The organism is Pseudomonas sp. GW456-12-10-14-LB2, from assembly GCF_002884345.1.
Classification (GTDB): domain Bacteria; phylum Pseudomonadota; class Gammaproteobacteria; order Pseudomonadales; family Pseudomonadaceae; genus Aquipseudomonas; species Aquipseudomonas paraglycinae.
This window is the reverse complement of sequence record NZ_POHV01000009.1, coordinates 90,588-109,116: the sequence shown is the minus strand read 5'-3', so window position 1 is coordinate 109,116 and position 18,529 is coordinate 90,588. Positions and strand designations below refer to the sequence as shown.

Annotated in this window: 21 protein-coding genes; 1 reads left to right on the top strand and 20 read right to left on the bottom strand. The window is 60.2% G+C overall.

All coding sequences use genetic code 11. The annotated features are described in order from the left end of the window. Positions 1-8 precede the first annotated feature (8 nt). The 20 genes from C1X29_RS08320 to C1X29_RS08225 all read right to left on the bottom strand — a co-directional run bounded on the left by C1X29_RS08320 (position 9) and on the right by C1X29_RS08225 (position 15,676). Positions 9-221, bottom strand: a complete 213-nt coding sequence (locus tag C1X29_RS08320; protein ID WP_102717214.1) for a tail protein X — start codon at positions 219-221, stop codon at positions 9-11. Further along, entirely contained in the window at positions 214-597 is a 384-nt protein-coding gene (locus C1X29_RS08315) for a phage tail protein (RefSeq protein ID WP_102717213.1), read from the bottom strand. Before C1X29_RS08315 ends, C1X29_RS08320 begins: the two co-directional genes overlap by 8 nt. Then, complete coding sequence (locus C1X29_RS08310; RefSeq protein WP_102717212.1) at positions 594-2,795, bottom strand: phage tail tape measure protein; 2,202 nt, start codon at positions 2,793-2,795, stop codon at positions 594-596. Before C1X29_RS08310 ends, C1X29_RS08315 begins: the two co-directional genes overlap by 4 nt. A 128-nt stretch (positions 2,796-2,923) precedes the next feature. Beyond that, entirely contained in the window at positions 2,924-3,505 is a 582-nt protein-coding gene (locus C1X29_RS08305; protein WP_102717211.1) for a phage tail assembly protein, read from the bottom strand. Between the two features lie 80 nt (positions 3,506-3,585). Further along, the gene (locus tag C1X29_RS08300; RefSeq protein ID WP_102717210.1) at positions 3,586-4,092 is read right to left on the bottom strand and encodes a phage major tail tube protein; all 507 of its coding nucleotides are present in this window, start codon (positions 4,090-4,092) and stop codon (positions 3,586-3,588) included. Further along, positions 4,092-5,258 (bottom strand): phage tail protein, encoded by a 1,167-nt coding sequence (locus C1X29_RS08295; protein WP_074691321.1) that lies wholly within the window; start codon positions 5,256-5,258, stop codon positions 4,092-4,094. Before C1X29_RS08295 ends, C1X29_RS08300 begins: the two co-directional genes overlap by 1 nt. Before the next feature lie 2 nt (positions 5,259-5,260). Continuing rightward, on the bottom strand, positions 5,261-5,446 hold the full coding sequence (locus C1X29_RS08290; protein WP_085612311.1) for a hypothetical protein: 186 nt from the start codon (positions 5,444-5,446) through the stop codon (positions 5,261-5,263). A gap of 98 nt (positions 5,447-5,544) precedes the next feature. Next, the gene (locus C1X29_RS08285; protein ID WP_102717209.1) at positions 5,545-5,973 is read right to left on the bottom strand and encodes a phage tail protein; all 429 of its coding nucleotides are present in this window, start codon (positions 5,971-5,973) and stop codon (positions 5,545-5,547) included. 1 nt (position 5,974) lies between these two features. Continuing rightward, positions 5,975-8,905 (bottom strand): tail fiber protein, encoded by a 2,931-nt coding sequence (locus C1X29_RS08280; protein ID WP_256584331.1) that lies wholly within the window; start codon positions 8,903-8,905, stop codon positions 5,975-5,977. Further along, complete coding sequence (locus C1X29_RS08275; protein WP_102717208.1) at positions 8,906-9,541, bottom strand: phage tail protein I; 636 nt, start codon at positions 9,539-9,541, stop codon at positions 8,906-8,908. Continuing rightward, the gene (locus C1X29_RS08270) at positions 9,538-10,533 is read right to left on the bottom strand and encodes a baseplate J/gp47 family protein (RefSeq protein ID WP_102686566.1); all 996 of its coding nucleotides are present in this window, start codon (positions 10,531-10,533) and stop codon (positions 9,538-9,540) included. Before C1X29_RS08270 ends, C1X29_RS08275 begins: the two co-directional genes overlap by 4 nt. After that, entirely contained in the window at positions 10,530-10,862 is a 333-nt protein-coding gene (locus C1X29_RS08265) for a phage baseplate protein (protein ID WP_085683341.1), read from the bottom strand. The genes C1X29_RS08270 and C1X29_RS08265 overlap by 4 nt, the downstream gene beginning before the upstream one ends. A 14-nt stretch (positions 10,863-10,876) precedes the next feature. Further along, a complete protein-coding gene (locus C1X29_RS08260) occupies positions 10,877-11,485 on the bottom strand; it encodes a phage baseplate assembly protein V (RefSeq protein ID WP_085748130.1) in 609 nt (202 codons plus the stop codon). A 3-nt stretch (positions 11,486-11,488) separates the two neighbouring features. Next, positions 11,489-12,010, bottom strand: coding sequence for a hypothetical protein (locus C1X29_RS08255; RefSeq protein ID WP_102717207.1), 522 nt, complete (start codon positions 12,008-12,010; stop codon positions 11,489-11,491). A 74-nt stretch (positions 12,011-12,084) separates the two neighbouring features. Then, entirely contained in the window at positions 12,085-12,423 is a 339-nt protein-coding gene (locus C1X29_RS08250; RefSeq protein ID WP_007954843.1) for a phage holin family protein, read from the bottom strand. A gap of 111 nt (positions 12,424-12,534) precedes the next feature. Further along, complete coding sequence (locus tag C1X29_RS08245) at positions 12,535-13,113, bottom strand: DUF642 domain-containing protein (protein ID WP_102686563.1); 579 nt, start codon at positions 13,111-13,113, stop codon at positions 12,535-12,537. A gap of 4 nt (positions 13,114-13,117) precedes the next feature. Then, positions 13,118-13,309 carry a Com family DNA-binding transcriptional regulator gene (locus C1X29_RS08240; protein ID WP_085748127.1) on the bottom strand — a complete coding sequence of 64 codons (192 nt, stop codon included), beginning with the start codon at positions 13,307-13,309 and terminating at the stop codon, positions 13,118-13,120. 144 nt (positions 13,310-13,453) lie between these two features. After that, positions 13,454-13,882 (bottom strand): tail fiber assembly protein, encoded by a 429-nt coding sequence (locus C1X29_RS08235; RefSeq protein WP_085748126.1) that lies wholly within the window; start codon positions 13,880-13,882, stop codon positions 13,454-13,456. 129 nt (positions 13,883-14,011) lie between these two features. After that, complete coding sequence (locus tag C1X29_RS08230; protein ID WP_085748125.1) at positions 14,012-14,428, bottom strand: tail fiber assembly protein; 417 nt, start codon at positions 14,426-14,428, stop codon at positions 14,012-14,014. Between the two features lie 513 nt (positions 14,429-14,941). Then, entirely contained in the window at positions 14,942-15,676 is a 735-nt protein-coding gene (locus tag C1X29_RS08225) for an XRE family transcriptional regulator (RefSeq protein WP_085666844.1), read from the bottom strand. Between the two features lie 210 nt (positions 15,677-15,886). On the opposite strand from C1X29_RS08225, the gene mutS reads away from it, so the two are divergent. Beyond that, positions 15,887-18,469 carry a DNA mismatch repair protein MutS gene (gene mutS, locus C1X29_RS08220; RefSeq protein WP_102717206.1) on the top strand — a complete coding sequence of 861 codons (2,583 nt, stop codon included), beginning with the start codon at positions 15,887-15,889 and terminating at the stop codon, positions 18,467-18,469. Positions 18,470-18,529: the final 60 nt, after the last annotated feature.

Genomic DNA, 18,529 nt, shown 5'->3' with positions numbered 1-18,529 from the left:
CAGCCTCCTTAATCCCAGGCCAGAACCGGTTTGATTGCGGCGGGTTTCGAGTCGAGCTCGGGTAACGTCACCCAGGCACCGGCCGGCAGTATCGGGCCGTGCTCGGCCAGGGTCGGGTTGAGTGTCCACAGGGCTTCTTCGGCGCTGTCATCGCTGCGACCGGTTTCGCGGTACAGCAACAGATTCACCGAGTCACCGGCCAGGCTTCGTACCTTACGCATTGTTGAACTCCGCCAGTTCGATGACCCAGTCGACCACCATCGCCGTGCCGTCATCGATGACGCAGCTTTGGGTTTCCTGAACATTGTTGATTCGCCAGAGCCCCCAGTTGCGGCCGATCCCATCGATCAGCGGCAGGGGGACTCGAAGCGATTGCAGGGCCCGCAGCTCATCCAGCCGGTCCATGGCTACCGCGTACATTGATTTACCGGTGATGGTCAGGGTTTCGGGTTTCTGTCCCGTCTGGTGGGACTTGGGTTTGCTGGTGAGAATCTGCAGCTCCGTCCAGCCACCGTCAGACTTGCGCAGAAAACTGCTGTAGGCAAAACCGCGTGACAGGCCAAAGATGAAACTGCCCAGTGCCATTTGTTGTTTCATGTACCGGCTCCGTCAGTCAGGGCTGCATCACGACGCGTCCCGAGTGGATTGCCGCCCATCAGCAGCGGCATGAATTGGCCATGGAATTGACCGGAAATCTGTTGTTCGATAATCGACTGAATCTGTTGGGCAGTGTCGGGGGCAGGACAGGTGACCTGGATCGTCGGAGAGAAGGAAACCTGCTGACTTTGAGTCTGTGCGCCAGCCAGGTCTTTGGCGACTTCGGCCGGCGGGGCGAGTTTGTCTGGTGCGCTGGACATCAGTTTCTCACCTAAAAACTCCCCTCCTTCAGCGCCCAGCCATCCCCCGACCAGTCCACCAATCAAACCGCCAAGAGCAATGCCCGGCGCCAGCCCCACACTTCCTATGGAGGCGCCGATCGAGCTGCCGGCAACTGCGCCGGCCCAGGCGCCACCAGCGGCACCGAGACCTTGCGCGATCTGATGCTTGTCATCGCTGGCAATACCTGCGGCTACAGCCGAAGCACCAATCGCCGCCTTCGCCTGCCAAGGCATCCAGCGCGAGGCCGGCTGCACCGATGCGAGCACAGGCTCCAGCCGCGGAGCAGCAACCCTTGCAGTCTGTTCGAATATTTTCAGACCGTTGCCAGCGCTGGCACTGCGACTGGCCAGAGCCAGGCCCTGAGTTTCAGCCACGGCCGTCGCAGAGGTTGCTGCAGACAAGCCGAGCTTTGAACGACCGGGAAGGTAACTGGCAGCTTTATCAACGATCCATTTGCCTCCCCGGTCTTTCAGCTCACCGACCACCGCATCGGTCACGGCGTCGAACACCGGTTTGATCCAGGCCGTCGCCGTCAGAACAGCACCCGTAGTTTTCGGGTAGGTTTCCGCCAGATCGCTCAGCGTGTCTACCGAATGGCTCTCACCGGGTTTTTCGATATCCGGCGCCAGTGCATTGCCTTTGGCGACCGACAAACGTTCCTCACGGGCATTCTTGATATTCCACTGCCCCTGCTGAGTCTCGGCAAGTGCCAGTGCGGACTGCCTCACCGAGCTTTTATCACCCAGCTTCGATGTCGCGTATTGGCTTTTGTCGCTCACGAGGTAAAAGGCTTCATTCACCTTGCCCAAGTCCTGGGACAGCGACAACGCGGCGTCTCCACTATCCGCGAACAAGGTCCGGGCCAATGTCGAGCGTTGTTCCACCGGTTTGGCATTCAGCGCCGCAAGCACCGATAGCACGGCGCCTTGGGCATTCTGTTTGTCAGGATCACGCATGGCTTCGGCCACTGCCTTGGGATCCAGGCCCAACTGCTTCCAGGCACCTTTCTCGGCCATGGATGCTTGATCGCCCTTGCCCAGTGCACTGGAAATGTTCTTCAGTACATTGCCGGCATCGTCTTTTTTCGTGCCGCTGTTGAGCAACGCTGCCGTCAACGCCGCAGCCTGTTCAGGCTGCAAGCCTGCGCTGATTGCCGCCTCGCCCGACTGCTGCAAGACAGTACCGATATCCGCTGTCTGCACATCGCCGGGCATTTTGCCGAGATGGTTGGCCGCATCCGCCAGATCAAGGGCTTGATCGCGCGAGAGCTTCATCGAGGTGCGCCAGACCTTCAACATTTCGCCGGCTTCCAGCCCCGAAACCTTGAATGCCGATGCAGTGATGGCCGCATCGCTGGCAAATGTCAGCAACTCGTGCTTCCTTCCTTCCTCGTTTACCGCTTCGCTGCCGATTCCCGCCTTGGCTGCCAGGGTTTCAATCCTGACCAGATCGACCCCGGTCGTACCTCCGGCAGCCACCAGGGTGGCACTGGCCATTTTCAGGCTCGTGAGCGCCATGTCTTTCCCGCCATCGCGGGAAAGCTGCGCCACACTGGCAAGAGTGGCCGCCGCCGAATCCATGGCCATCGCGGCCTTGCGCGTCTCGGGAGGCTCAGCGCCCCCGGAGGATTTTTCCGGTGTTTTCTGCCCGCCGGATGACTCACTCTTCGCTCCGGAGCTCGCAGCCTGTGGCAACGCACGCAAGGCGGACAGTGTCACGCTCAATGCATCGATTGCCGTCGTCAGCAGCTCGATTTTACCGCTGGCCGTCAGCAGTGCCTGGCGCAGGCCGCTGGTCTGTTCCACGGCAAACTGCCCGGCTCCTGCGTTTAGCGCGGCAGTGCTCAGGGTGATACTGCCGAATCCTGCGCTTGTGCTGTCACCGGCATTCATGAGCGTATTTTTGCTCTCTGCCATGCCGCTCTACTCCTGTTTCACGCCAAGGCGAGTGATCGCTATGTCGTAGCGGCGCAACGCCTTTTCGGCGTCCCACTCCAGAATCTCCGCCTCACTTACCGGGTAAATGAGCGGCACGATATCGAGGATTACTTCGATGTCGCGTTCTGAAAGAAGGCCGCCGGCTGGTTTAAAAAATCGTCGATGCGCACCTGCAATTGCGTCCAGTCCGGCACGCTCAACAGGGCCAGATCGGGGATCATCAGGCCGGTGCAATGGGCGGTGATGAACTCGGCGCGTTCCTTGGCCGTTTTCAGTTTCTTCATTACTTTGGTGGCCCGCAGCGCCGGCATTTCCAGGCTCAGCGAAGTCACGGTGCGGCCGGTGACGGCGAGCGGCAACAGCAGTTGCACCTGATCGGGATCGTCGGACTGTTCCGCGTCTTCGACCTGGTCGAGAAAGAACGACGCCGGACGGGTCGAGAATTCGTGCACGTACTGCGAGATGGTCACGTAGTCCGGACGCTTGAGCTGGTCGAGTTCCTTGACCGACAAGCCGGTGGCCAGCAGCGCCAGTTCGAAGAACTGGTTGTCTTCATCGTCGCCTGCGCGTTCCAGCGCTTCTTTCTGGGCGGCGTAGAACAGCGGCTTGAGCTGGATCGATTCGATCTGAGAGCCGTCGTCACCGGTGATCGGCGACAACAAGTCATGCTTGGGTGGCATCCACGACATGAAAGGAATTCCTTGGGTGTTCTTGAAGATTCCTGTGGGCATGAACGCCCACAGGTTTTGTGCCTGATCTGCCGAAAGGCTTACGGCATCAGCACCGCACGACGCGCATCACCAAGGATGTCGACGCCGTTGAGCACGAACTTCTGGGTGCGCACGTCGATGTCGATCACCGGCACGCCGTTTTCCAGGCGGTTGTAGGTGCGGCAGGAGAATTCAAGAGTCGTCAGGGCCTTGCCACCCATTTTGATTGCTTCTTCACTCATGGTTTTGAGCTTGCCGCCAATGGTGTGATAGGTGAACCAGGTGTTGCCGTCCTGGTCCTGACCGGCTTCACGCACGTTCAGCAGAATGTCGTCGCCCAGTTTCACACCCATCGCCAGCAGCACTTCAGCGCCGGTGCCTTGCAGCTTGAGCGTGGCATTCAGCGCCTTGGCGCTCTTGGCCATCTCCTCGACGATGAAGCGCCCGCCCGTCATGTTTTCCATCTCGAAATCAATCTTCGGCGGAGTGAACTCTTCCACGGTCGCCGACAGCGGCAGACCTTGCAGGGTGGCCGCGATGGCCTGTCTTACGCGGTTGGTAAACATTAGAGAACGTCCTCCAGGAACTGCTCGATGATTTCATCGCGGGCATTGAGTTGATAAACCATGTGTTCGTTCGGCGCGTAGCGGCCGTAGTCGATGACCACGTACCAGGTGCCGTTCTTGTACTTCTCGACGCTGTTGAGTTCCGGGTGCAGATAGACGCTGCCGCCGGGAATGGTTTCGTCGGCGACCAGGGTTTGCAGCCAGTCGTTGATGCGTTTGACTTCCTGATCCATGAACGACTTGGTCAGGTTCTTGGCCATGGCTTTCTGGCCGGCTTTCACCAGCTTGCGGCTGATGGCGTCCTCCAGACCGACGTAGCTGATGAACTTGCCGGTGATCGAGCGGTTGCCCAGCAGCGAGAAGCCGCCAAGGATGGTGCGGGCGTAATAGCTAACGCCGTAGCGGTTGAGCAGATCGCCTTCGGTGGAGGTGTCGAGGATGTTGTACTCAACGACCCGCGACACGTCTTCGGCGTAGGTCACCTGGTTGCCCGGGCTCTCCCATTGCTTGACCTTGGCCAGCGCGGCAATCGCCAGGCTGGATGGCGCGAGGAATACGTTCTTCTTCGCGGCTTTCGAGTACACGGCCGGCATGTTGTGCACCACCAGGCAACGGTCGAAACCCAGATCCGCACCGCCCAGTTCCTGGCTGTACAGCACCTGATCGGCGACCGAGGCGTCCTTGCCGTCCAGCACCACACGGGCCTTGATGCGCTTGCCGAACGAGGCGAACTCGCTGGCCACCGCCTTGGTGCCGGTGAAGCCCGGCGCGCCGATGATGGTCAGGTCTTCCGGGACGCTGCCCAGTGCCGCCAGACCGAGCTTGCGGCCGGTGGCCGGTTCGACACCGCCGATCACCGCGTTAACGGTGTCAGCCGGGGTCGCGCCCGCTTCGACGATCACCACGTAGACCGGCACCTTGACCACTTTGAGGATCTGGTAGACCGCGTGGTACAGGGTGCCCTCTTCCGAACCGGTCGGATCAAGCAGCGCATGGGTGGTGAAGCTGTTGATGCGAAACGGTGCGTTACGCGGAATCAGCGGATCGGCTTTCGGCGCGGTGCCGACCAGACCGATGACGTTGTCACCCAGGCCACCCATGGCCTCGGGGGATTCGGTGGCATTGACGGTAATGCCGTTGTGCTCGAAGTTCAGAACCTCAGCCATAGTCAGTCAGCCTTCTTGGCAGCGGCCTTCACGGCCTTGGTGGTAGATGTTTTCAGCTCCAGTCGACCGGCGCTGTGCAGGGCACTGGCCTCGACATCGAGCAGATCGAGTTCCTGGCCGACGCTCGACCAGTGCCCACCGCCGGTGGGGAATGGAACGAGCACGGTGTAGGTTTGGCGGGTTGCCATTTTTCGTTTCTCCATAAACGGGAAAGCCCCTCAAAGGGAGGGGCTTGGCGGGTGTTGAGTGTGTTGGGCGGACAAGAAAATGCCCCTAGACGGGGCATTTATCGAATTTGACTATCGATCCAGGCAGACGCTGCTGGACGATGCTCCAGCGATGGAAAGGCCGGTGACTGAGGCCAGTCACGCAGATCCCGGATATAGGCCAACAACTCAATGAATTGCTCTGTGGTCAGGGTTGCTGCCTGATTCATATCGAGCTGATCTCGATGACGATCGCGCAACCATTGCACCTGCTGAATCTGCGAATTACGCCAAGCACGTTCCACCGTGGCTATCTCTTCCGGCGTCCGGGCAGGCGGGTCAAGCAAGACAGGCAATCCGTCTTCATCATGACCGCGAACCTTTTCCAGCGGTGGGCTGGCAATGACCTCAAGATAACGAGCCTCCGATATCGGGACCACGTCGTCAGGCATCACGCTATGCAAGCTGTCCAGATAGGTGGTGCCAGTTGTTTTGCTGTAGTAACGCATGTCAGCAACCTATTGCGAAATAACGGAAATTTGTCGTGGCCAGAGTGCTGTAGGCAGTAAACGCGGACAATGAAGTCGCCGTTGCACCGACAGAATGGGCGCCACTGCCCCCGTCTGAAACCACCATCTGGTAAACCTGAGAGCGAAAGGCAGTCGGGTAGTTGAAGTTCCCGGTGGTGCCCGACATCAGCGCCTGGCCCCATTGAAACATCACCCCGCCCAACCAGGACGGAAACACTACGTATCCATTCGGGGCGAGACTGATCTCAAAACCCAGTCGCAACTTCTTCGGTGTCACCATGACGCTGTCGTCTGAACCAGTATTCAACTGATTCGACGTCGCGACTTTTGCTGTGCCTTGATTGCTTTCGGTCGCTTGCTGCGCCAGCACCGCCAAGGAGGCGACATCAATGCTTCCCTGATTGACCGGCGCGTTCCAGGCCTTGATGCACCACATCACCGTCAGGTTGCGTGGCCGGGTCTCTGTCGAAGTGCGTGCCACCTTTGAGGCATCGAACGACATATTGATGACACCGGTGGAGGCTGTGCCTGCGGGGAGTTGAGTCCCACCTGTTGCTGTCGCGCTGAAAACGCCGCCGACCGTGCCAGTTGCTGCAAGCTGAACACCATTGTTCGCGGCATACTGCCCTGTGATGTTCTGGAGTGAGTCGAGTTGATAACTGCCGATTTCCCTGCCTGCATCCACACCGCGTCCGTGATCCCAACCGCGCAAGAACTCGCCGCGAGATTCCGGCAAGCGGAAATTGCCCGCGCCTTCGTCCCCTTTGTTGAACTTTGTTCCGAGATACGCCGCCAGATCCGGGTAGGTCGCAATGCTCTGCACGCTGCCATCCAGCTCCAGATAACCGGCAGGCACGACCCCCATTGGAAACGACAGAACAGCACCCACCGGAACAGACGATTTCAGCTGCGAGACTTCCTTGGCCAGTGCAGCTACATCGATGCTTCCCTGATTGATCGGGGCGTTCCAGGCCTTGATGCACCACATGACGGCGACGTTGCGCGGACGGGTTTCAGCTCCACCGGCACTTCCAGTCACCCCCTGAGAGACGCGCCAATTGGTAACGGCCAGCCCGGAGGCATTGCCCTGAACAATTTCGCTGCCGGTGGACGAGATCGAGTGGTTGTGCGCCTTGAGCATGTCGGCCTGTACGGTACCGACGTTGCGGCCTGCATCCACACCTCGACCATGATCCCAGCCCCGAAGGAATTCACCGCGCGAATCCGGCAAGCGAAAATTGCCCGTACCCTCATCGCCTTTGTTGTAGGTCGTACCGAGGTAAGTCGCCAGATCCGGATAAGTCGCAATGGTCTGCACACTGCCATCCAGCTCAAGAAAGCCGGGCGGCACGATCCCCGTTGGAAACGCCATGACAGCCCCCACCGGTACGGCCGACCCCAGCCGGGAGACTTCCTTGACCAATGCTGCTACGTCGATGTTTCCCTGATTGACCGGAGCGTTCCAGGCCTTGATGCACCACATGACGGCGATGTTGCGGGGGCGGGTTTCTGTAGCGGCGCCGAAGTTATAGGTTCTTACACGACCGATACTCAGCTCAGCATTGTCACCTTCCGTACGCAATACCCAGTCAGCAGCCGTATCCTTCAACACTACTGTCGGAATCTCTCCATTCGGGTCAACGGCCTGTCCACCTCCCGAACCTGTCGGAAGAAAATGGTAGTGAGCCTTGAGACTGTCTGACTGAGTACTGCCAGATGCACGCCCGGCATCCACACCCCGCCCATGATCCCAACCACGTAAGAATTCCCCACGCGCCTCCGGCAACCGGAAATTTCCGACACCCTCATCCCCCTTGTTGAACTTGCCGCCCAGATAGGCGCTCAAGTCAGGGTAGGTCGCGCTGCTCTTGACGCTGTTGTCCAGCTCCAGGAAACCCGGTGGCGGCGTATCGACAGGGAACGCCACAATCGAACCCACCGGCAAAACGGACGCCTTGGCAATCAGCGCTTCGACTTCAGCCTTGGTGTAGGAGTCCTTGATGCCGAAACCGGCCAGCGTGTCGGGATTCGAGCCGGCCGTCGCACGGCCGTATTCGTCGACGCTCAGACTTTTGTAGGTGCCGGCAGCAATCCCGGTGCGCCCTGCCAGCATCTTGAATGTCAGCGCAGTAGTGCCGAGGGTGATCGGCGCGTTGGTGGTCAGGTGCCACAGCGAATCGCCGTTGAGCGTGCCCTCCTCCACCATCACCGTCAGGCCCGGTGTGACCTTGGCGCTGACGCTGGCATCGTTGGCCCGAACCCAGTCGCCGTTGGCGACGATCCACAGGCCGTTGTCCTTGGCCAGGGTCTGGTTCGGCAGCAGCACGCGGTCGCCGGCGATCACCGCCACGCCATCGATCTGCTGCGCACCGTTCAACACCACGTTGGCGGTGGCGGCGACACGCACCGACTGTTTGCCGTCGAGTTTGCCGAGTTCTTCGGCGAGGTAGCTCATGACCCAGGCGCGAGTCGCCTTGACCACGGTGTCGTCGATCAGCAGCGTCACCAGCGAGGCATTGCTGGTCTCGAAAATCGAGCGGATGTAGAACTCTTTGCCCGAGCCGGACGTGGCCAGCACCGGTTTGAACGACTCCGGGTATTTGACGATCGCGTAGAGAATGCCGGTGTCGGTCCACAGACCGGCTTCACGCACATACCAGCCGCCGACGTCCGGCGGGATGGTGACTTCGGCGAGCAGCCAGCTCGGGTTTTTCTCGTCCTGGAACAGCGCGTTGAGCGGACCGCGCCAGACTTCGCGCTTCAGCGCGGTAGCCGTCGCGGCCGGGTTGTAAACCGAGCCATTGCCATCGCCGACGGAAATCTGCGTCAGCTTGATCGGCACGCCCGCCGCCTTGCAGGCGGTTTCGTAGGCAATCCCTGCGTTGGTGAGCAGGGTGTAATAGTCAGCCATTCAGGCCCCCTGAGGATAAATAGTGGATGTTTCGACGGTGTATAGCGCCGCCGCCATGAAGGCCTCACCGGATGTCTCGAGCCCTTCGAGGAACACCGGATACACCGTGGTCAGCTCACCGCAGAAGGTCGCGGCACCGATGACGTGATTGCCAAAGGCGCTGAGGCCGACCGACACCGACAGCACGTCCCGCTCGCTCTTGGCATCGGCCAGGCGTCGGTCGAGACGGGCGTCGATGGCTTCGCTGTAGGGTTGTTCGGTGAAGGCCCGCACGGAAAAGCTGTAAGGCTCGCCGGGCGGGGTCTGTTCGTACCAGGCGCGGATTTCCGGCCTGAGTTGCAAACCCTTGGCGGCGTTCTCCAGCGCCTTGCGAGTGCCGGCCTGGCGCGCGGTGGGCCAGGCCAGTTCGACGGTCAGGCGTTTCTCGGCTTCCGGCGCATCGGTGCTCCATTCGGCAACACCGCGATCCGCCGCCAGATACGGCAGGAACGCAACGGGTGTCGAAGCCGGATTCATCAGTTCGGGAAACGGCGGTGCGATGCGGTCAAGCAACGCGCCAAAGCCGACGTCGAGTGCCCGTTCCAGCGCCGAGCTGTTGGCTGGCAGCAGGGTCGGACGCGGTGTCTGATCGGTCATAGCGTCTGCACCTCGACTTCGACCGCCGTGCAGTACGGCGCTTGAAATGCGCTGCAGACGATGGGCGTCAGCGGTTCAAGAATCTGCAATTGCACGGCGCCGGCGCTGTGCAGCGTGTAGTCGATCCAGCTCGGATCGACCCGGCCCTCCAGGCGATGGCAGCTGTCGGCGTAGGCCTGCAGGTGTTGCTGCGCGGCGACCTTGGTCAGGCCCGAATCCGGACCGGAATTGATCTTCGCCACGACGCGGATTTTGTAGCGCTGAATCTCTGCGCCTTTGACCGTGACCTTGTCGGTTTCCGGACAGACGTCGGGCCGGGAAAAGTGTTGGCGCACGCCTTCAAGCAAGGTCGGGGACGGCGTACCGTCGCCCTCGCGGGCAAGCACGGTGACTTGCACTTCGCCAGGCGCCGTGCGGCGACCGTTGCCGTCCTTGACCTGCGCGGCGAGTCCGTCCCGGGCGAAGGTATAAGTGACGTTCACGACACCGGCATCGGTGGATTCGACTTTTACCGTCGGACGTTCGCCCAAGGTGAACACCTCGCGGCGGTATTGCATCCGCGAACCCGCCGCCGGAGCGTGGGGCGCCAGGTAATAACGCAGCCGCGCGTCGTCGTCGCTTTCGTAAATCGCTGGCACTGGCGGGAACGCCGCCGGATCGCCCGGGTCGAGCAACTGCCGCTCCAGGCCCATGTCAGCCAACCGCGCATCAAGGTTGCTGCCCGTTGCCCACCACGCCAGCATCTGCTTGATCCGGGCGTTGTATTTGCGTTCATGGGTTTGCAACCGAACGCAGAAAGCCTCAAGCGCCAGTGTCAGCAGTTCGCTTTCGTTCTCCAGGCTGGCCTTGAGTTTGGCCGCGCTCTGCGGCGAACGCGCGCCGACATACTCGACGACGAACGTCTTGAACTCGGCGAGCAAGTCTTCGAAAACGTCGACGGTGATCAGCGACGGTTCGGCCAACTGGTTCTGGCCAGGGATCAACATGCTCATGTCACGACCTCGAAAGTCTGTTGGCGGTTTTTCCAGGTGCCGGCAAATCGCAACAGCAAACCCGCGCCCTGTCGGGTGGCGACGATCACGCCGGGCTGAAAATCGCTGATGCCGTTTTGCGGGTTGTAGAACGCTTGAGCTGCGTGGCTCTGGGCGAGCAACAGGATGTCGTCGCCCAGGTTTTGCCCTAGCAGCGTGGGTATCAACGAACCATAAAGGGGCCTTTTTTGCCGGGTGCCCAGCGGCGTGGTCAGGGCTCGTGTCGCGCGCTGCACGAATTGCAGCCAGTCGTCGACCGTGGCCCCGCTGTCTCTATCGATTCCGATCATGGGAAGCTCTTGATTCAGGGGCTGATGACGCGACCCTGGTGATCCACCAGCGGGCCGCTGAAATGCACGCCCGAGGCGTCGATGGTCAGCCCGACAGCACCCAGTTGCAGGTTGATCAACTGGGGCGTCATCGCCAGCCGCGCGGGGCCGATGCTCAGCTCAAGCGATTCGCGAGAACCGTTGAAAGCTGCCGGACCGTTTTGCCAGTGCAGGGTGTGCGTGGCGTCGTCGTAGCCGCTTTCGCTGCCGTCCTGATGGACGCGACGAGTCAACGTCGGCACCGTCGAGGTAGGCGGAAAGCGGTCGCTGTTCAGGCCGAACAACGCCACGCTCTGCGCACCGCTTTCGCCACTGCCGTAGTTGAACAGCAGACACTGTTCGCCCACCGTCGGGATCCGCGACTCGCTCTGCGCGCCGGCGCTGGGGTTGAAGAATTTGATGGCCGGGGTGAGCAAACCACCGTGACTGACCCGGCAGGTGTTGCTCGCGGCATCCACTTCCTGACAGATGCCGATGCGGCAATAACTCTCGGCACGCCGGTGCAGGTCTTCAATCTCCGCTTCCATTTCCGCCAGGCGCTCGATGATCGGTGCCATGTGCATTCGCAGTAATGCGTCGAACATCGATCAGGCCTCCAGCGAGGTGTATTGGTCGGGATCGTCGATGTCGCTGACTTCCCAGGTGCGGGCGAATTTCGGTGTGCCGAGCGGGTCGTCCAGCAGGGTCGGGCCCAGGTAGAGGGTCTGGTTGAACGACAGCGTCCAGGCTTTGTTCGGCTGATCGGCGCGGACGAGCAATGACGGCATTCCATCGATGTTCATCGGCAGATCGCATTGCTCGCCGGGCAAGCCCCAGCGGTTGTCGGTGATCAGGTTCTTCAGCGCGGCGATCAGATCACAGGCGGCAAATGCCGTGGCGGACAGCGCCGGAATGACTTGCAGCGACAGCGTCAGCACATGGGCAATCCGTCCGTTGGCGGCGCGCTCTCCCGATGCATTGCGTTCGATATCGATCAACACCCAGGCCTTGTCGCCGGGGGCCGTGAAGTCATCGTGATTACCGACCTGCACGTTCAGATCGGAGCTGTTGCGCAAGGCTGTCGCCATCGCCGTGAACAACTGCGAAGGCTGCTGGATCGGTGTGGGCATGCTTGACCTCCTTTTTCTGATGTCCACGCGAAGTCCTGCCGCACGGCGTGCAGCGAGACAGGAAAGTGAATGGGTTATTGCGGGTCGCGCGGCGGAACTTCGCAGACGCCGATGCGCTTGGCAGCCCAGCGTTCGTAAAGGCCGATGGCGACGTCGGCACCGGCCATTGCAGTGAGGCAACCAAATGCCCCGGCGGCCCAGATCGACATGCCGGCGGCGTACAGCAGCATGATTGCCGACACGCCGCAGATCATGCAGGCACCGGAGCGCAAGGCAAGCCGCCGCAGCAGCGGCCAGCCGCGGGCGCCCTCCTTGTCGGCGCGCCACATTTCGCCGGACACCCCGCCCGCCACGGCAAGGAGGATGACCAGCCAGATTGGCATGTCCAGCAACGCTTGTTGCTCGTTTGTCATGTCACGCCTCCTGAAAGCGTTGATGAATGAAGAGAAAGTGAAGAGGCGACACCGGACGGGTGTCGCCTCTGATGCGGGGAAGAACAGCGAAAGGTTCCGCGCATGCAGCAGTTACAGGCGCTCGACAATGACGTTGTCGATGAAGGCGTAGTTGGCGTACGGGTTCTGCTCGTTGGAAAACGCCAGAGTTGTCTGCGCGGTAATCGCGGTGAACTCGTAAGTGACGGTGCTCCACTCGACCGCGACGCCTTTGGCTGTCGGTGTGTTGAACGCAGCGGTTTGCCCGGCCACTTTCACCTGAATGACACCGTCGCCGGAGCGGCTGGCGAATCGGGAGTTGCCGGCACTGAAAGTCAGACGGTACTTGGCGCCCGGAGTGGTCGCGAAATTCTGCTGAATCCCGCCACCGTTGCCATAAACGTAGTTGGCCAGGTCGACGATCATCACGCCATCTGCTGCCACAGAACCGCCGATGGCATTGGGCATGTTGAAGTATTCGGCACCGGACAGGAACGTCGTCCAGCCTGTGATGGCATTGGTTTTTGCCGGGGTGTCCAGAATGCAGCCACCACCGCATGTCGATTGTTCAAAGCTGCCGTTCACCAGGAGGTTGGCGGCAATTGCGCTGCCGCCATTGCCCAGCAGTGCAACAGCGAGAAACGGTGCTACGTATTTCTTGAGAATGTTCATGTCTTTACCTATGAGGAGATTGATCAGGTTGTGCTGACGATGCAGCACGCATGTCGCTCACAGGCGATCGCTCGGGGCTCGCGGCCTTCACATGATTCAACGTTCCGCAGCGGGAACATTTGATCTGGAGTTCTGTGTACTCGCCCACCCGGGCGAGCAGTCTTTTGCAATGGCCGCAGCGGCACTCTTTCAACATCGACAAATCCTTTTGATTCTCTGCGTGGCCTTGCTCATGCCGCGAAACCTTGTTGAAGCGCCTGCCTCAGGCAGGCATTCCAGAAAGCCCGGCGCAGGGGCCGGGCTTTTCGGTCATACAGACCAGAACAATCGGGTCGTCGATTCAAACCAGCGAAAAAGGCTCTGTCGGCCAAATCATGGTGTACGGGTAACCCGGTTGATTCCTGTAATCGCACACGGCGATGACGTATTGCTTGTAAGCCAGCAACGCCGCTTCTTCCTCCGGCGTTGCGATGCCCAGATCCTGCTTGTAATCCAGCGGGTTGAACGTCAGCCAACCTTTGGCATTCGATAGCTTCTCAGTGGCGAGGAACTTGACCTGGCTTGCCACCTCTTCGAAAGTGGGCGCATGCAACTCCCACTGGTTGTTGACCAGTCGGGCATTCCATCCGACCACGACTTCCGTGTTTCCTGTGGCATCCACCCACAGCCCCCCCAATCCGTCAGGAAAGCTGACCGGCATCCCTTCGTCGGTATCAACCACCCGATATACCTTGGAATTGGGCATCGTGATGAAAACGTATCGATTCATTCTTATCGTCCTTTTTGATTGCCGGAATCCCGGCATTTCCGTTCCTGCCGGACAGGCAATCCAGAAAGCCCGGCTATACGCCGGGTCATTCAGTCATGCGGTCCTTATGCAGAGTCATGAAACGGTGATTTATGGAACTTCAGGCCAGGTGATTGCCAGCGGGTAACCTGGCTGTTTGTTGACGTTGCTCATATCAACGAAAAACTGCTTGTAAGCCTGCAACCCCGCGATATCGGCAGGCGTCGCCAGACCCAGCTCAACCTTCTGCTCCAGGGCGGTAGCCAGCAGAGTGGCGTTGACTCGATCAAATCGGCGGGAGCGTTCGGCGCGCAGCTGCATGGACAACTGCGATGGCTGACCCCACATATCGCTGTCGGTAAAGGTCCAGACGCCATCGGTATTCACCGCGTTCCAGGAGTAGTCGATCTTTGGCAATGCGGTGACATCCACCCAGACTTGACTCGCCGGAAAATCGTCGGTGATCGGGTTGTTGGTTTCGAAGATGTTGTCGACTTTGCCATCCACAACACGCACGTACTTCTTCATGGTCATCATCCTTTTTGATTGCCGGCCTCCCGGCATTTCTGTTTCTGCCCAGAAGGCATTCCAAAAAGCCCGGCAATCCGCCGGGCTTTTCAGTAATGCACTCCTTTGCCTTCCTTCAATCCTGTGTTCGTGAAGGAAGCTGACTTTTCGGCGCTACTGGCGCGGTACGAGTCCATTCAAATTGTTTTTCCGACCGCGGTCCCTGCCCGCCGGATAACTGCTTCTGGCGCTTTACGCTGCACACCCGGGTCAGTTGCCAACCCTCTGAACCGTTGAGGCCGGTTCATCGCTGCCTGTTCTTGTGGAACTAAAGAGCTGTTGTTGCCAGCCGCTTTGTCGAGCGGCTTGGTGGCAAGAATATGCATGGATGCATACACAGTCAATGCGTAAATGCATTTATTTATGCGCAAGAAATGCGCAGGCGCATGGAAGCCCCCACAGTTCAAGGGTCAGAGGGTTTTGCGCAGGCGAAAAAAAACCCGCCGAGGCGGGTTTTGTCAGAAAGAAATCAGGTTACCGGGCGTACATGCCCCACCAGAAGACGTGACCGAGGATGACGATCTGCTCTTCCTGCATATCCTGGAAGCTGTAGTCCTCGTCCGGATGTTCATCGCGGTTGAAGCTGCGCAGACGGATTCCGGTAGGCAGGCGATAGAGCTGTTTCACCCGAAGTTGACCGTTGTGGTTGATGGCGTAGAGGTCGCCATCGATGATGTCGCCGATCCCGCACTTGCCGGCGTTGACGCCAACCGTGGCACCGTCGCGTAGTACCGGCAACATGCTGTTGCCCCGTACCGTCACGCATTTGGCCTGATCGAACTGCACACCGTTATGGCGCAGGCTGCGCTTGCCGAAGCGCAGGCTGGAGCGTTCGCTCTCTTCGATGACGAATCTTCCTGATCCAGCAGCCAATTCAACCTCGCGAAGAAAGGGCACCGACACCTCATCGTCATCGACGGGGGTGTCGTCGTCCCACAGGCTTATGTCCTTGAGTTCGGAATGCAACTCGTCGCGTCCGCCGTTGGCGGCAGGCGCAACATCCGCGCGCCCGCGCAACTGATCGGTGCTCACGGCGAAGTACTCGGCGATCTTCGAGATGTGTTTATCCGAAGGATCGACGATCTTCCCGCTGAGAATCCGCGAGAGCGTGGATTGAGGCACGCCGGTGCGACGGTGGAGCTCCGTTGGGGAGATCCCGTGCTGGTCGAGCAGTGCTCTTAAGACGGTAGATACGTTGCGTTTTTGCATAACGCGCATAGTGCTTGAAGTTTTTCGGGAAGACAAATGCTGATTTGCATAAATCGTGCATAGTCGACCTTTTTACCACCGATGCATGTCACCCGACCGCGATGCCTGCGTCCGACAGACCGCCCATGGTAACCTTGCGCCCATCGCGGAAAAGCCCGGCCACTGCCGCGCTTTTGCCCCACACCTTTGAACGAGTTGCCTGACAATCCGATGAATAAAGCCGTCTCCGACCTGTCCTCCCACACTCCGATGATGCAGCAGTACTGGCGCCTGAAAAATCAGCACCCGGACCAGCTGATGTTCTACCGCATGGGCGACTTCTACGAGATCTTCTACGAGGACGCGAAGAAGGCGGCCAAGTTGCTGGACATCACCCTGACCGCGCGCGGGCAGTCGGCTGGGCAGGCGATTCCGATGTGCGGGATTCCGTATCACGCGGCGGAAGGCTACCTGGCGAAGCTGGTCAAGCTCGGCGAGTCGGTGGTGATCTGCGAGCAGGTCGGCGACCCGGCCACCAGTAAAGGCCCGGTGGAACGTCAGGTGGTGCGGATCATCACCCCGGGTACGGTCAGTGACGAGGCGTTGCTGGATGAGCGTCGCGATAATCTGATCGCGGCGGTGCTGGGCGACGAGCGCCTGTTCGGCCTGGCTGTGCTGGACATCACCAGCGGCAATTTCACCGTGCTGGAGATCAAGGGCTGGGAAAACCTGCTGGCGGAGCTGGAGCGGGTCAATCCGGTCGAGTTGTTGATCCCGGATGATTGGCCAAAAGACTTGCCGGCAGAAAAACGCCGTGGGGTACGTCGTCGTGCACCGTGGGATTTCGAGCGCGATTCGGCGCTGAAAAGCCTCTGTCAGCAATTCTCCACCCAGGACCTGAAAGGCTTCGGCTGCGAAACCCTGACCCTGGCAATCGGCGCCGCCGGTTGCCTGCTGGCGTATGCCAAGGAAACCCAGCGCACCGCCCTGCCCCACTTGCGCAGCTTGCGCCATGAGCGGCTGGACGACACCGTGGTGCTGGACGGCGCCAGCCGCCGCAACCTCGAACTCGACACCAACCTGGCCGGTGGCCGCGACAACACCCTGCAATCGGTGGTCGACCGTTGCCAGACGGCCATGGGCAGCCGTTTGCTGACCCGTTGGCTCAACCGTCCGCTGCGCGACCTGACTGTGCTGCTGGCTCGCCAGACCTCGATCACTTGCCTGCTCGACCGCTATCGTTTTGAAAACCTGCAACCGCAACTCAAGGAGATCGGCGACATCGAGCGGATTCTGGCGCGGATCGGCCTGCGCAATGCTCGCCCTCGCGACCTCGCTCGCCTGCGTGATGCGCTCGGTGCGCTGCCTGAACTGCAAGTGGCGATGATGGATCTCGAGGCGCCGCACCTGCAACGTCTGGCGACCACCACCAGCACTTACCCGGAACTGGCGGCGCTGCTGGAAAAAGCCATCATCGACAACCCGCCAGCGGTAATCCGTGACGGCGGCGTGCTGAAAACCGGTTACGACAGCGAGCTAGACGAACTGCAATCGCTGAGCGAGAACGCCGGCCAGTTCCTGATCGATCTGGAAGCCCGTGAAAAGGCCCGCACCGGCCTCGCCAATCTCAAAGTCGGCTACAACCGCATTCATGGCTACTTCATCGAATTGCCAAGCAAGCAGGCTGAATCGGCGCCGGCAGACTACATCCGCCGTCAGACCCTCAAAGGTGCCGAACGCTTCATCACCCCGGAACTGAAAGAGTTTGAAGACAAGGCACTGTCGGCCAAGAGCCGCGCTCTGGCTCGCGAGAAAATGCTCTACGAGGCGTTGCTGGAAGACCTGATCAGCCAGTTGCCGCCGTTGCAGGACACCGCTGGCGCCCTGGCTGAGCTGGACGTGCTGAGCAACCTCGCCGAACGTGCGCTGAATCTCGACCTGAATTGCCCGACATTCGTCAGCGAACCGTGCATGCGTATCTCCCAGGGCCGTCACCCGGTGGTCGAGCAAGTGCTGACCACGCCGTTCGTGGCCAACGACCTGAGCCTGGACGACAACACCCGCATGCTGGTGATCACTGGTCCGAACATGGGCGGTAAATCCACCTATATGCGCCAGACTGCTCTGATCGTGCTGCTGGCACACATCGGCAGCTTCGTGCCGGCGGCCAGTTGCGAACTGTCGCTGGTGGACCGGATTTTCACCAGGATCGGTTCCAGCGACGACCTCGCCGGCGGGCGCTCGACCTTCATGGTGGAAATGAGCGAGACCGCGAACATCCTGCACAACGCCACCGAGCGCAGCCTGGTGCTGATGGACGAAGTCGGTCGCGGCACCAGCACCTTCGACGGTCTGTCCCTGGCGTGGGCGGCGGCGGAGCGTCTGGCGCAGCTGCGCGCCTATACTCTGTTTGCGACGCACTATTTCGAACTGACCGTGTTGCCGGAAGCCGAACCGCTGGTGGCCAACGTGCACCTCAACGCCACCGAACACAACGAGCGCATCGTGTTTCTGCACCATGTGTTGCCAGGGCCCGCGAGCCAGAGCTACGGCCTTGCGGTCGCGCAGTTGGCCGGTGTGCCAAGCGAAGTGATCGTACGTGCTCGTGAGCACTTGAGCCGCCTGGAAGATACCGCGCTGCCGCATGAGGCGCCAAAACCGGCCGTCAAGGGCAAACCGGCGACGCCGCAGCAGAGCGACATGTTCGCCAGCCTGCCGCACCCGGTGCTGGATGAGTTGGCCAAGCTGGATCTGGATGACGTGACACCGCGTCGTGCACTCGAAATGCTCTATGCACTAAAGAACCGGATCTAAGCACCGACGAACCGGATATAACGCAAACGGCTTCAAGCTGTTAGAATCTCGCGCGGTTTG

Excerpts from the sequence above, each read along its gene's own strand:
- C1X29_RS08320 (WP_102717214.1), bottom strand. The coding sequence starts at position 221 with ATGCGTAAGGTACGAAGCCTGGCCGGTGACTCGGTGAATCTGTTGCTG.
- C1X29_RS08315 (WP_102717213.1), bottom strand. The coding sequence starts at position 597 with ATGAAACAACAAATGGCACTGGGCAGTTTCATCTTTGGCCTGTCACGC.
- C1X29_RS08310 (WP_102717212.1), bottom strand. The coding sequence starts at position 2,795 with ATGGCAGAGAGCAAAAATACGCTCATGAATGCCGGTGACAGCACAAGC.
- C1X29_RS08305 (WP_102717211.1), bottom strand. The coding sequence starts at position 3,505 with ATGTCGTGGATGCCACCCAAGCATGACTTGTTGTCGCCGATCACCGGT.
- C1X29_RS08300 (WP_102717210.1), bottom strand. The coding sequence starts at position 4,092 with ATGTTTACCAACCGCGTAAGACAGGCCATCGCGGCCACCCTGCAAGGT.
- C1X29_RS08295 (WP_074691321.1), bottom strand. The coding sequence starts at position 5,258 with ATGGCTGAGGTTCTGAACTTCGAGCACAACGGCATTACCGTCAATGCC.
- C1X29_RS08290 (WP_085612311.1), bottom strand. The coding sequence starts at position 5,446 with ATGGCAACCCGCCAAACCTACACCGTGCTCGTTCCATTCCCCACCGGC.
- C1X29_RS08285 (WP_102717209.1), bottom strand. The coding sequence starts at position 5,973 with ATGCGTTACTACAGCAAAACAACTGGCACCACCTATCTGGACAGCTTG.
- C1X29_RS08280 (WP_256584331.1), bottom strand. The coding sequence starts at position 8,905 with ATGGCTGACTATTACACCCTGCTCACCAACGCAGGGATTGCCTACGAA.
- C1X29_RS08275 (WP_102717208.1), bottom strand. The coding sequence starts at position 9,541 with ATGACCGATCAGACACCGCGTCCGACCCTGCTGCCAGCCAACAGCTCG.
- C1X29_RS08270 (WP_102686566.1), bottom strand. The coding sequence starts at position 10,533 with ATGAGCATGTTGATCCCTGGCCAGAACCAGTTGGCCGAACCGTCGCTG.
- C1X29_RS08265 (WP_085683341.1), bottom strand. The coding sequence starts at position 10,862 with ATGATCGGAATCGATAGAGACAGCGGGGCCACGGTCGACGACTGGCTG.
- C1X29_RS08260 (WP_085748130.1), bottom strand. The coding sequence starts at position 11,485 with ATGTTCGACGCATTACTGCGAATGCACATGGCACCGATCATCGAGCGC.
- C1X29_RS08255 (WP_102717207.1), bottom strand. The coding sequence starts at position 12,010 with ATGCCCACACCGATCCAGCAGCCTTCGCAGTTGTTCACGGCGATGGCG.
- C1X29_RS08250 (WP_007954843.1), bottom strand. The coding sequence starts at position 12,423 with ATGACAAACGAGCAACAAGCGTTGCTGGACATGCCAATCTGGCTGGTC.
- C1X29_RS08245 (WP_102686563.1), bottom strand. The coding sequence starts at position 13,113 with ATGAACATTCTCAAGAAATACGTAGCACCGTTTCTCGCTGTTGCACTG.
- C1X29_RS08240 (WP_085748127.1), bottom strand. The coding sequence starts at position 13,309 with ATGTTGAAAGAGTGCCGCTGCGGCCATTGCAAAAGACTGCTCGCCCGG.
- C1X29_RS08235 (WP_085748126.1), bottom strand. The coding sequence starts at position 13,882 with ATGAATCGATACGTTTTCATCACGATGCCCAATTCCAAGGTATATCGG.
- C1X29_RS08230 (WP_085748125.1), bottom strand. The coding sequence starts at position 14,428 with ATGAAGAAGTACGTGCGTGTTGTGGATGGCAAAGTCGACAACATCTTC.
- C1X29_RS08225 (WP_085666844.1), bottom strand. The coding sequence starts at position 15,676 with ATGCAAAAACGCAACGTATCTACCGTCTTAAGAGCACTGCTCGACCAG.
- mutS (WP_102717206.1), top strand. The coding sequence starts at position 15,887 with ATGAATAAAGCCGTCTCCGACCTGTCCTCCCACACTCCGATGATGCAG.